The following is a 12019-nucleotide window of genomic DNA, read 5'->3' as shown; positions in this document are numbered from 1 at the left end:
CAGCATCGACCGCGCGTCGACAACGACACGCTGCGACAGGCACCACCGCGACGCCAGGCCAAGAGAGGCGCCGCCGACACACCCAGTGCCGACGGCGCCTCACCCTGCCCCTTGACACACCGGGGGTACATATCAGCCGAGCGGGACGACCGGCTCGCTGCCGGCCGGGTCGTTGGCCGAGATGTCGGCGATCGTGGCGTCGAGCAGGTCGTGCACGAGCCCGGACAGGGCCCGGCACGCGGCGAGCTCGTCGCCGATCTCGGGGACGTCGCGGTCACCCGGGCGCCGGTGGGCCACGCCCACGTGCCGCAGCTCCGTCCCGGCGTCGGTCGTCAGCACGGCTTCGGCGCGCGTGGTGGCGTCCTGCTCGAACAGGTCGATGTGCAGGTGCCAGGTCCTGGTGTGGAGTGATGTCGTCATGGTCGCCCTCCGTCCGGCTGCCGTCAGCGCGGCTGTCCGGGCCGTCCCGGGACACGGGGCACCGGCGACACCTCGATCGTCCGTCCTGCGACGCCCCGGGAGAACGGCCGAGCGACCCCACCCCGGCGGGACCTTGGACCGTGGGCGCGGGACCGCGATCGGGGCGACGGTGGGAGCAGCCCCCGCGTTCGCGCCGGGGACACGGCACAGGAGGGAGGTGGACCGATGTTCGCGTCGGTGGGTGACCGCCTGGTCGTCCGGAGCAACCACGTCGACGGCCCGGTCCGCGACGGGGAGATCATCGAGGTCCGCCACGAGGACGGCTCGCCGCCGTACGTCGTGCGCTGGTCCGACACCGGGCACGAGGCCCTGGTGTTCCCCGGGCCGGACGCCGAGGTGCAGCACTTCGTGGACCCGCAGGCTGCCCCGTAGGCCGGTCTGAGGGTCGATCCGTGGCGCGTCGGCGCGGCGCGGATCTCGGGACCTTTGCCCCTGTTCGACCGGGTCGCACGTCGCTAGGTTGCCGTGCACTGCCCCAGACCTCGGCGGCGTCCTTTCACCGACACCCCGCTCGCCGAACCGTCGGCGGGCCGGGATCCTCCCGGGAGCAGAGCATGAACCGCAGGTCCCTCTCCGAGCCGCGTCTGGCTCACCTCCTCTCGTGGCGTTCTCGCTCGGCGGTCCGTGCCGCCCAGGTGCTGGACTCCATCGCCCTCGGCTGGCGCGCGTTCTCCCCGCCGGGGACCGGCGTGCGGGTCCCGCGCCCCTGGGCCTCCTGACCCGCCACCAGCGTCGAGAAGGCACCGGTGAGGAGGCCACCGAACAGGCCGCGCCGCGCCGACCTGGCGCTGCTGACGTTGGTGCGACTGGCGTGCGACGGCTCCTGGACCGTCGACGCCGCGGGCGAGCGGCTGCGGGCCGAGGTGCGTGACCCGCTCGTGCTCCGCGAGGCACGCGCGCGGGTCCTGGAAGCGCTGGCGGGTCGGCCCGGCACCGTCGGCGGACGCTCGCTCGCGATCCTGGACGTCGCGCTCGCGACCGGCCCGACCGGGACCGAGCCGGACGTCGTCCGTCTGGTCGGGGAGGGGAGCTCGACGTGAGGGGGACCGACCTGGTCGCCGTGCTCGCGATGCTGCTCGTCCTGGCCGTGTGCGCGGTGGTCCTGCTCCAGGTCGCGGCGCCGCACCTGCGGCGGTGCCCGCGGATCGTCCGCAGGTGGACCGCTGTCGTCGCGGCCGCGCTCCAGCGGTGGCAGGAGCCCGTCGGCGGCGAGGACGACCGCGGCCCGGGTGGGACGCAGCGGGACCGCGAGCACCACCCGGTCTGACCGCCGCGTCGGCGCGACCTCGCTCGCTGGACCCGGGGGTGCCGGGTGCGGTAGACCGTCCGTGGTGCACATCCTCTCGGGCCCCGCCCCGACCGCCCCCGGCCGCCACGCATGAGCCGCACGACCCGCGCCGCCGACGTCGTCGTGGTCGGAGCCGGGGTGATCGGGTCCGCGATCGCCCTGGAGCTGGCGCGCGCGGGCCGGCAGGTCCTCGTGGTCGACAAGGGGCCGGGGGCCGGTTTCGGCTCCACGAGCGCCTCCAGCGCGATCATCCGGTTCCACTACTCGACCTTCACCGGCGTGGCCGCGGCGTGGGAGGCCGGTCACCTCTGGACCGACTGGACGGCCCACCTCGGCCACGACGAGCAGCCGGCCCGGTTCGTGCGCACCGGCATGCTGGTGCTCGACTCCCGGCCCGGGCCGACGACCGACCTGTTCGACGCGGTCGGCGTGCCGTGGGAGGCGTGGGACGCGGAGGAGATCCGCAGCCGGGTGCCGGGCATCGACCCGGGCCGGTTCGGACCGCCCGCCCCGGTCGACTCGGAGGAGTTCTTCGCCGACGCCCGTGGGCGGCTCGCCGGCACCTTCACCCCCGACGCCGGGTACGTCGACGATCCGCGCCTCGCGGCCGAGAACCTCGCCACCGCCGCCCGTCACGCCGGGGCGACGTTCCTCCTGCGGCACACCGTCACCGCCCTCGACGGCGACGGCCCGCGACGCTGGCGGCTGACCCTCGACGGCGCGGCCGCCGGGGTCGTCGACGCGGACGTCGTGGTGAACGCCGCCGGGCCGTGGTCGAGCTCCCTCAACCGGCTCGCCGGGGTCGACGCCGACTTCCGGGTCTCGAGCCGACCGCTGCGCCAGGAGGTGCACGAGCTCGCGGCGCCCGGTGTCGGTCCGGTGGTGGCGGTCGCCGACCCCGACCTCGGCACCTACCTGCGGCCGCACGGGGCCGGCCGGCTGGTGGTCGGTGGGATGGAGCCCGAGTGCGACCCGTTCGAGTGGCTCGACGACCCCGACGACGCCGACCTGCGCCCGACCGCGCGGGTCTTCGAGGCCCAGGCGCTGCGGGCGGCGCGCCGGTTCCCCGACCTCACGGTGCCGCGCCGGCCGGTCGGGGTGGCCGGGGTCTACGACGTCTCGCCCGACTGGACGCCGATCTACGACCGGGTCTCGACGCCCGGCTACTACGTCGCGATGGGCACCAGTGGCAACCAGTTCAAGAACGCGCCCCTGGTCGGTCAGGTGATGGCCCACCTCGTGGCCGAGGTCGAGGCGGGGCACGACCACGACCGCGACCCGCTGACCTTCACCGCCCCCCGCACCGGCGCGGTGCTCGACCTCCGGACCTGGTCCCGTCTCCGGGACGTGCCGCCCGGGGCGCCGACGTCCGTCATGGGCTGACCGCGCGGTCAGGTCAGGGTCAGGGCAGCAGCACGTCGTCGAGCGGGCGCCGTCCCGAGGGGGGCAGCGGGTTGCGCGAGATCTCCTGCCAGCCCAGCCGGAGCAGCAGCTGCGGGTGCCCGGCGCCGGCGACGATCTCGTCGGCCAGCGCGGCCCGGGTGTCGGGGACCTCGACCAGCTGGCTGAGCGGCACCAGCGACAGCCCGGCCGTCATCGCCTCGGTCCAGAGCCGGCAGAGCATCGTGCCGGACCGCAGCCAGTCGCGCGGGCCGTCCTCCTCCGTGGTGATGACGACGAGCCCGTCGGTCCCCTGGACGGGATCGCGTCCCATCGACTCGGATCCCGGGTCGTCGTACCGGGAGCTGACGCGGAGCCGGGGGTGCGGTGCCGGCCGGTGCGTCTCGGGGACGCCACCCTCCGGCGTCGGCAGCGTCCAGTGCTCCTGCTCCCGGGCGTAGCGCGGATCGTGGCTCTCGACCCACGCCGCCTTGCTGACCAGCAGCCCGACCCGGACCCGTCGGGCGGGCTCACGGATCGTGAGGGCGTCGGTGCCCGGCTCCACGGCGGCCGCGACCAGCTGGTCGAGGCGGTCGTCCGGCAGCGGCCAGGCCGTGAACCGACGGCGGTCGGTGCGACGCCGACCCAGGAGCTCGGCCTCGGCCTCGGCCTCGGGGTCCGGACGACCCGGCACCAGCTGGATGGTGGCGAGGTGGTCGGGGTCGCCGGCGGTCGGCAGCAGCTCGACCTCGGCCTCGAACCCGAGCGTGCGGGCGCGGACGACGGCGTGGTGCAGCGCGGCGCCGCAGCTGATGGTCAGGTGGCGGCCCTCGGGGTCGGCGACGTGGAGCTGCCGGCCGCGGTCGGCACGCAGGTCGATCCGCGACCCGTCGATCCGCCAGGACCACGGCTGGGTGTTGTGGATGCTGGGCGCCCGGGTTCCGAACGCGACGATGTCGCGCCCCGTGGTGACGGATGCGTGGGCACGCTCGCTGCGCGAGATCACGGACATGCCTCCTCCTCGTCCGGCCGACGTGCTGACCTGTTCCTCCGAGGGTCCGCACTCGCGGGCGTCGACGGAAGTGGCGAAAGTCCCACGCCCACGGGACCCCACCGGCGGGTGTCGACGGGGGTGTCGACGGGGGTGTCGGCGGCGGGGCGGTCGCACCGGCGGTGCCGAGTTGCTACCGTCGAGCAGCGTCTCCCGCAGGCGCCGAGGGAGGAAGCATGGTGACGGACGGAGGACGCTCCGTGCCCGACGACCAGGACCGCTGGAAGGTGCTCCTCGACGGCGTCGTCACGATGGCCGCCGACCTCACGCTCGACGACCTGCTGCAGCGCATCGTCGAGGTGGCGGCCGACCTCGCGAACGCCCAGTACGCCGCGCTGGGGGTCATCGCCGAGAGTGGGGGCACCAGCGAGCGCCGCCTCCAGACGTTCATCACGCACGGACTCTCTGCGGAGCAGCGGGCGGCGATCGGAGACCTCCCGCGCGGGCACGGCCTCCTCGGCCTGCTCATCGACCGTCCCGAGCCGGTCCGCCTGCACGAGATCGCCGGCCACCCGGCGTCGTACGGCTTCCCGGCGCGCCATCCTCCGATGGGCTCGTTCCTCGGGGTGCCGGTCCGGATCGGCGAGAAGGTCTTCGGCAACCTCTACCTGACCGAGAAGCTGGACGGCGCCGACTTCAGCGACGAGGACCAGCAGATCGTGACCGCGCTCGCGGCCGCTGCCGGCGTGGCCATCGAGAACGCGCGGCTGCACGAGGAGGCCGCGCGGCGGGAGCGCTGGCTGGACGCCGCCGCCGAGGTCACCTCGGCGCTGCTGCGCCCGGGTGCCGAGGACTCGGCGCTGCAGATGGTCGCCGACCGCGCGCGTGCCCTGGCCGAGGCCGACGTGGCGTGGGTGGTGGCCGGGCCCGACGACGAGCACCTGTCGCTCCGGGTCACGTCCGGGTTCCCGGCGGACCCGAAGGTGATGGCCGAGCTGGACCTGAGCAGGTCGCTGGCGCGCAGCGTGGTCTCGAGCGCCCAGCCGATCGCCGTGGAGGACCTCGGCGCCGACCCCCGCGCCCTCGACGTCGGCCGCAAGATGGGGTGGCCCCAGCTGGGCCCGGCGATCGTCGTACCGCTGCGCAGCTCGGCCGGCGTCGGCGGGGTCGTCGCCCTGGCCTGGCTGCGCGGCGCCGGGGACGCCTGGTCGCTCGTCGACCCCGCCCTCCCGACCAGGTTCGCCGAGCAGGCGGCCCTCGCCCTGCACATCAGCGACGCGCGGCGCGACCAGCAGCGCCTCGCACTCTTCGAGGACCGGGACCGCATCGCGCGGGACCTGCACGACCTGGTCATCCAGCGGCTGTTCGCGACCGGCCTCGGCCTCCAGGCCACGGCCCTGCGCTCGGCGTCGGACCCCGACCTCGTCGCCCGGCTCGACACCGCCGTCGACGACCTCGACGCGACCATCCGCGAGATCCGGCACACGATCTTCGCGCTCGGCTCGATGGAGTCGGGTGCGGACCTCCAGAGCGCCGTCGTGGAGGTCGTGGACCGGGCGCGCGCCGCGCTGAAGTTTCGGCCGTCCCTCCACTTCGAGGGCCCGGTGCGGACCGTCGTCGGCGACGACCTGGTGCCGGACGTGCTGGCCGTCCTGACCGAGGCGCTGTCGAACGCGGCCCGGCACGCGGCGCCGTCCGCGGTCGCCGTCCGCCTCAGCGTGCTCGACGGCCTCGTCCTCGAGGTGGTCGACGACGGCAAGGGGATGGCTGCCGACATCGCCGAGAGCGGGCTGTCGAACATGCGCCGCCGGGCGGAGGAACGCGGCGGGCGCCTGACGGTCGAGTCCGCACCTGGCGGGGGCACGACCCTGCGCTGGCAGGTCCCGCTGGCCTGAGCGGTCACCGCGCCGCAGCGGCCCCCACGAGCTCGGGCTCGAGGAACGCCTCGGCGACGATCGCTGCCTCGCGGTCGGTCAGCGCGAGGGTCGCGCCGGCGAGCGCGCTCCGCAGGCCGAGCGCGTCGTGGACGGCGTCCGCGGCCGTGAACACCTGCGCCGCCGGGCCGAGGGTGGCGAGCACCCAGGTGCCCGGGACGACCAGGTCGCGGACCCGGTTCACGAAGACGTCGATCTCCTGCCGGCGCGGCGGCGGCTCCCGGAACGGCCCTCCGGACCGCACGTCGAGCAACGGCGTGAGGAGCATGCCCCCGAACAGCAGGTGCCAGCACGCCGGGTCAAGCGCCCCGTCCTCCGGGCCGGTCGACAGGATCCGCGGCGCCGGGCGACCGACCTGCCAGGACACGACGGCCCACCCGGTGACGTGCGGGCCCACCGCCTGGGTCGCCTGGTCCAGGGTCTGGGTGGTGGCGGGCTCGAGCACGTCGTCGTTCAGGCGCCACACGGCCAGGCCGGAGACGCTCCGCCTGCTGCGGGTCGACGTCGGCATCGCTCCTCCTCCCGTGGGCGCGGCTCGCCGGTCGCTCCCACGCACGTCCCAGGCTGCGGCAGGCCGGTCGCCCTGTGCACCGGCCGTCGGTCCCTCCGGTCGGGACCAAGGTCCCGAGACCGGGGGGCCACTCGCCGGTACCGGGTGATGCCAGGTCGGCGAGAAGGCGGTGCAATGGCGCGCATGGCCCGCCGGTCGACCACGCCACCCCGTGTGCACAGCGCCCGCCAGGGCGCGGTGAGCCTCGGGCTCCTCCTGCTGGCCGGCGTGCTGCTCGCCTTCGCCTACTGGGAGGTCGTGCGCGGCCCCAACCCGCGGCACCAGCCGGCGGTCCTCCCGGTGAACGTGGAGATCAGCCGGGCCGGCCTGGCGGTCTTCGTCGCTGCGGTGGTCATCGGGGTCGCGGCGGTCGTGGGGATCGCGGCGCTGGACTCCGCGGCGTCGATGCGGGTGCTGTCCCGCCAGAGCGCGGTGCCGGGGCGGGTCCCCGCCCGGGTCCGCGGCCGGCGCCTCACCGGCAGTCGCCGGGTCCGCGCCCGGATGGTCCTGCTCAGCCCGCCCCTGGCCCGCGCCCTCGGGGTCGACCGGGTGCCCGAGACGCCGCTGCTCGCCATCCCGTCGGGGGAGCGTCCCCCGGACGTCCGGATCCGCTGCACGGTGCTCGTGCCCGCCCACGACGAGGAGGCAGTGCTGGGCCACACCCTGGCGTCGCTGGCCGCCCAGGACCGTCGCCCGGACCGGGTGGTCGTGATCGCGGACAACTGCACGGACGCGACCGCCACGGTCGCGCGGGCCGCCGGTGCCGAGGTCGTCGAGACGGTCGGCAACACCGAGAAGAAGGCGGGTGCGCTCAACCAGGTGCTCGCCGGCCTGGTGCAGGACGCGGACACCCACGAGGCCGTGCTGGTCATGGACGCCGACTCCACGATCAACCCCGAGTTCCTCGACCGGGCGCTCGGCCTCCTCGAGGAGGACCCGGACCTGATGGCGGTGGGCGGCCTGTTCTTCGGCGAGCCGGGCGGCGGCCTGATCGGGCAGTTCCAGCGCAACGAGTACGGCCGCTACCAGCGCGTCGTCGCCCGCAAGCTCAACCGCGTCTTCGTCCTCACCGGCACCGCCTCGGTGATCCGCGCCTACGCGCTGCGGACGGTGTCGGAGTCCCGGGGCACGCTGATCCCGGGCCCGCACGGCAAGGTGTACGACACGCTGGCGATGACCGAGGACAACGAGCTCACCCTCTCGCTCAAGACCCTCGGCGCTCGGCTCACCTCGCCGCCCGAGTGCCGGGTCACCACCGAGGTGATGACGACCTGGCGGGACCTGTGGCGGCAGCGGCTGCGCTGGCACCGCGGGGCGCTGGAGAACATCGGGGTCTACGGCTTCACCCGTGCGACCGCGATCTACTGGGGCCAGCAGCTCGGACTCGCCTACGGCGTCCTGGCGCTGTGGTCCTACTTCCTGCTGCTCACCATCACGCTGCTCGCCGCCGACAGCATCCGCTGGTCGCCGTTCTGGGTGACGATGGGCATGGTCTTCGTGGTCGAGCGGGTGGTGACCGTGTGGGCGGTCGGCTGGCGGGCCCGGGCGCTGGCCGCGCCGATCCTCCCCGAGCTCCTCTACTCGGCGTTCCTGCAGGTCATCTTCGTGACGTCGATCATCGAGATCGTGCTCGGCCGCAAGGCCGGCTGGAACTACGTGCCCCGACCCGCGGTCAACGCGGTCGGCGTGCTGCTCGCCGTCCCCACGATCACCTCGCTCGGGATCCTCCTCCCGACGTCGGTGCTCTACACCGACTGGTACGCCGCCCTCAGCGCCTGGGTCGCGCTCAACACCTTCGTCTTCGTCGGCCTGAGCATCCTCCAGGTGCTGCCGCCGATGCGGCGCTGGATCCCGCGGCGTCGGACCGCGTCCTGAGCCGCGACCGCCGCCCCGCAGGCATGGCCGGGGGCGCGGTCGGGGACCATCGGGACATGCCCCACACGTCGTACGACGCGGTCGTGGTCGGCGCCGGCGTGAACGGGCTGGTCGCCGCCAACCTGCTCGCCGACCGCGGCTGGTCGGTGCTGGTGCTCGAGGCGCAGCCGGATCCCGGGGGAGCGGTGCGCACCGACACCGAGGTGCACCCGGGGTTCCGGCACGACACCTTCAGTGCGTTCTACCCGTTGGCCGCGGCCTCGTCGGTGTTCCGCGGCCTCGGGCTCGAGGAGCACGGCCTGCGGTGGCGGCACGCGCCGGCCGTCCTGGGGCACCCGTTCCCGGACGGCTCGTGGGGGCTGCTCTCGCGGGACCGCGAGCTCACCGCCCACCTGATGGAGCAGCAGGCGTCCGGGGACGGCGACGCCTGGCGCGAGCTCTGCGCGGTCTGGGACGAGGTCGGCCAGCCCCTCGTCGGCGGGCTGACCCGGCCGTTCCCGCCGCTGCGCGACGCCCCCGGGCTGCTCCGGGGCGTGGCCCGGGCCGGCGGGCTGGACCTGGTGCGGCAGCTGCTGATGCCGGTCCTCGACCTCGCCGACCTGCGCTTCACCGGCGTCGCGCCGAAGATGCTGCTCGCGGGCAACGCCGGTCACGCCGACATCCCGGCCACGGCGCCGGGGTCCGGGGTGTTCGGCCTGATCATGACGATGCTCGGCCAGACCGTCGGGTTCCCGGTGCCGGAGGGCGGCGCCGGCGAGCTCACCGCCGCCCTGGCCCGCCGGTTCCGCGCCCTCGGCGGGACGCTGCACTGCGGCGCGGACGTCGAGCGGATCGAGGTCGACCGGGGGCGGGCGGTCGCCGTACGCACCGTCACGGGGGACCGGTACGCCGCGGGGCGGGCGGTCCTCGCCGCCGTGTCCGCCCCCGTGCTCTACGGCCGGTTGCTCCGGGCCGAGGACGTGCCCGCCCGGACCGCCCGGTCCATGCGGGACTTCCGCCTCGACCCGTCGACGGTCAAGGTCGACTGGGCGCTGTCCGGCCCGGTCCCGTGGGCGTCGGCTCCGCCGGTGGCCCCCGGGACCTTCCACGTCGCCGACTCCCTCGAGGAGCTGGCGGTCAGCCAGGCGCAGATCGCCGCCGACGTGGTCCCCGCGCACCCGTTCCTGCTCGGCGGGCAGATGACGACCGCCGACCCGACGCGCTCGCCGTCGGGCACCGAGTCGGTCTGGGCCTACACCCACGTCCCGCAGCGGACCGGCCGCGACGCCGGGGACGGCTCGATCCGCGGGGTGTGGGACCGCGACGACTGCGAGCGGTTCGGCGACCGCGTCCAGGCCCGGCTCGAGCGGCTCGCTCCCGGGTTCGGCGATCGCGTCCTCGCCCGGCGGGTGCTCGGACCGCGCGAGTTCGAGGAGCGCGACGCGAGCCTGGTCGGCGGCGCGATCAACGCCGGCACGTCGCAGCTCTACCAGGAGCTGGTGTTCCGCCCCGTGCCCGGCCTCGGCCGGCCGCGCACCAGCATCCCCGGCCTCTACCTCGCCTCCGCGTCGGCCCACCCGGGTGGCGGGGTGCACGGCTCGCCGGGCAGCAACGCCGCCCGGGCCGCGCTCGCCCGGCACCGGCTGCGCCTGCGCTGACGCCGACCGGGTACCGGCTCCCCGGAAGCGATTCCGCCGAAGGGAGCACCCCATGACGACGACCGTCGCCGACCAGCTGCTGACCCGCCTGCGCGAGTGGGGGGTCGAGCACGTCTTCGGCTACCCCGGGGACGGCATCAACGGGATCATCGGCGCGTTCTCGCGCGCCGACGACCAGCCGGCCTTCATCCAGGCCCGGCACGAGGAGATGGCGGCCTTCCAGGCGGTCGGCTACGCGAAGTTCAGCGGCAGGGTCGGTGTCTGCACGGCGACCTCCGGGCCCGGGGCGATCCACCTGCTCAACGGCCTCTACGACGCCAAGCTGGACCACGTCCCCGTCGTCGCGATCGTCGGCCAGACCGCCCGCACGGCGATGGGGGGCAGCTACCAGCAGGAGGTCGACCTGCTGAGCCTGTTCAAGGACGTCGCCAGCGACTACGTCCAGGTGCTGAACGTCCCCGAGCAGCTGCCGAACCTGCTGGACCGGGCGATGCGGATCGCGATGACGCGCCGCGCCCCGACCGCGATCATCGTGCCGGCCGACGTGCAGGAGCTGGAGTACTCCCCGCCGGAGCACGCGTTCAAGATGGTGCCGTCCAGCACCGGCACCAGCTGGCCGCAGGTCGTGCCGGACGACGCCGCCGTACGTCGTGCCGCGGACCTCCTCAACGCCGGTTCGAAGGTCGCGATGCTGATCGGCCAGGGCGCGCGCGGCGCGGCCGCGGAGGTCGCCGAGGTCGCGGACCTGCTCGGCGCCGGCGTCGCGAAGGCGCTGCTCGGCAAGGACGTCCTCAGCGACGAGCTGCCATGGGTGACCGGCTCGATCGGGCTGCTCGGCACCCGGCCGAGCTACGAGATGATGCGCGACTGCGACACGCTGCTCACCGTCGGGTCGAGCTTCCCCTACTCCCAGTTCCTGCCCGACTTCGACCAGGCGCGCGCCGTCCAGGTCGACATCGACGGCACCATGATCGGGATGCGCTACCCCTACGAGGTCAACCTCGTCGGCGACGCGGTCGCCACCCTGCGCGCGTTGATCCCGCTGCTGGTCCGCAAGGAGGACCGGTCCTGGCAGGACGGGATCCGCGACGACGTCGCCCGCTGGTGGGACGTCATGGATGCCGAGGCGCACGTGTCCGCCGACCCGGTGAACCCGATGCGGATCTTCAGCGAGTTCTCGGTGGTCGCGCCGCCGAACGCGATCGTGACCGCCGACAGCGGCTCGTCGGCCGACTGGTACGCCCGGCAGGTGCGGATGAGGGGCGACATGCGCGGGAGCCTGTCCGGCACCCTCGCGACGATGGGCAACGCGGTGCCGTACGCGATCGGCGCCAAGTTCGCGCATCCCGACCGGCCGGCGATCGCTTTCGAGGGCGACGGCGCGATGCAGATGAACGGCCTCGCCGAGCTCCTCACCATCGCCCGCTACTGGCGCACCTGGTCCGACCCGCGGCTCGTGGTCGCCGTGCTCCACAACAACGACCTGACCCAGGTGACCTGGGAGCTCCGGTCGATGGGCGGCACCCCGAAGTTCGTCGAGTCCCAGGCCCTGCCCGAGATGTCGTACGCCGACGTCGCGGCCGGCTTCGGCCTCGGCGCGATCGCGGTCGACGACCCCGAGAAGCTCGCCGGCGCCTGGGAGACCGCGCTCGCCGCGGACCGTCCGTACGTGCTCGACGTCCGCTGCGACCCCGACGTCCCCCCGATCCCGCCGCACTCCGACCTCGACCAGATGCTGAAGACCGCCCGGGCGCTCGTGGGCGACCCGAACCGGTGGCAGGTCGTCAAGGAGGGCGTGAAGACCAAGGTGCAGGAGGTGCTCCCGCGCCGGGACTGACGGACCGACGCCACCGCGGGCCGGCGCTCGAGGAGGATTGGGTCGCC

12 protein-coding genes are annotated in these 12019 nt (G+C 74.7%); 9 read left to right on the top strand and 3 right to left on the bottom strand.

Annotation, left to right across the window (positions count from 1 at the left end):
• Positions 1-132: 132 nt before the first annotated feature.
• The gene (locus ACILQ5_RS20035; protein ID WP_395659796.1) at positions 133-420 is read right to left on the bottom strand and encodes a DUF1876 domain-containing protein; all 288 of its coding nucleotides are present in this window, start codon (positions 418-420) and stop codon (positions 133-135) included.
• A gap of 225 nt (positions 421-645) precedes the next feature.
• Between ACILQ5_RS20035 and ACILQ5_RS20030 the strand changes: the two genes are divergently transcribed.
• The 5 genes from ACILQ5_RS20030 to ACILQ5_RS20010 all read left to right on the top strand — a co-directional run bounded on the left by ACILQ5_RS20030 (position 646) and on the right by ACILQ5_RS20010 (position 3151).
• Positions 646-852 carry a DUF1918 domain-containing protein gene (locus ACILQ5_RS20030; RefSeq protein ID WP_395659795.1) on the top strand — a complete coding sequence of 69 codons (207 nt, stop codon included), beginning with the start codon at positions 646-648 and terminating at the stop codon, positions 850-852.
• Positions 853-1034: 182 nt separating this feature from the next.
• Positions 1035-1199, top strand: a complete 165-nt coding sequence (locus ACILQ5_RS20025) for a hypothetical protein (protein ID WP_395659794.1) — start codon at positions 1035-1037, stop codon at positions 1197-1199.
• 27 nt (positions 1200-1226) lie between these two features.
• Positions 1227-1520, top strand: coding sequence for a hypothetical protein (locus ACILQ5_RS20020; RefSeq protein ID WP_395659793.1), 294 nt, complete (start codon positions 1227-1229; stop codon positions 1518-1520).
• Complete coding sequence (locus ACILQ5_RS20015; protein ID WP_395659792.1) at positions 1517-1747, top strand: hypothetical protein; 231 nt, start codon at positions 1517-1519, stop codon at positions 1745-1747. The genes ACILQ5_RS20020 and ACILQ5_RS20015 overlap by 4 nt, the downstream gene beginning before the upstream one ends.
• Positions 1748-1858: 111 nt before the next feature.
• Entirely contained in the window at positions 1859-3151 is a 1293-nt protein-coding gene (locus ACILQ5_RS20010; protein ID WP_395659791.1) for an NAD(P)/FAD-dependent oxidoreductase, read from the top strand.
• 19 nt (positions 3152-3170) lie between these two features.
• On the opposite strand, the gene ACILQ5_RS20005 is transcribed toward ACILQ5_RS20010, so the two are convergent.
• Positions 3171-4160, bottom strand: coding sequence for an Acg family FMN-binding oxidoreductase (locus ACILQ5_RS20005; RefSeq protein WP_395659790.1), 990 nt, complete (start codon positions 4158-4160; stop codon positions 3171-3173).
• A gap of 215 nt (positions 4161-4375) precedes the next feature.
• Here ACILQ5_RS20005 and ACILQ5_RS20000 point away from each other — a divergent pair, with 215 nt between their 5' ends.
• Positions 4376-6034, top strand: coding sequence for a GAF domain-containing protein (locus ACILQ5_RS20000; RefSeq protein WP_395659789.1), 1659 nt, complete (start codon positions 4376-4378; stop codon positions 6032-6034).
• 4 nt (positions 6035-6038) lie between these two features.
• Here ACILQ5_RS20000 and ACILQ5_RS19995 read toward each other — a convergent pair whose 3' ends face one another.
• Positions 6039-6584 carry a hypothetical protein gene (locus ACILQ5_RS19995; protein WP_395659788.1) on the bottom strand — a complete coding sequence of 182 codons (546 nt, stop codon included), beginning with the start codon at positions 6582-6584 and terminating at the stop codon, positions 6039-6041.
• Positions 6585-6767: 183 nt separating this feature from the next.
• On the opposite strand from ACILQ5_RS19995, the gene ACILQ5_RS19990 reads away from it, so the two are divergent.
• Genes ACILQ5_RS19990 through ACILQ5_RS19980 form a run of 3 tightly spaced genes read left to right on the top strand, consistent with a single transcriptional unit; the run spans position 6768 to position 11972 of the window.
• Positions 6768-8498: a glycosyltransferase family 2 protein gene (locus tag ACILQ5_RS19990; protein WP_395659787.1), complete on the top strand. Its 1731-nt coding sequence runs from the start codon at positions 6768-6770 to the stop codon at positions 8496-8498.
• 56 nt (positions 8499-8554) lie between these two features.
• Positions 8555-10135 carry a phytoene desaturase family protein gene (locus ACILQ5_RS19985; protein ID WP_395659786.1) on the top strand — a complete coding sequence of 527 codons (1581 nt, stop codon included), beginning with the start codon at positions 8555-8557 and terminating at the stop codon, positions 10133-10135.
• A 52-nt stretch (positions 10136-10187) separates the two neighbouring features.
• A complete protein-coding gene (locus ACILQ5_RS19980; protein ID WP_395659785.1) occupies positions 10188-11972 on the top strand; it encodes a thiamine pyrophosphate-requiring protein in 1785 nt (594 codons plus the stop codon).
• The last annotated feature ends 47 nt before the right edge of the window (positions 11973-12019 follow it).

The sequence above is a fragment of the Nocardioides sp. genome (assembly GCF_044226305.1).
In the GTDB taxonomy this organism is placed as follows: domain Bacteria; phylum Actinomycetota; class Actinomycetes; order Propionibacteriales; family Nocardioidaceae; genus Nocardioides.
Note: the sequence above shows the minus strand (reverse complement) of the source record. Positions and strands in the feature narration are given on the sequence as shown.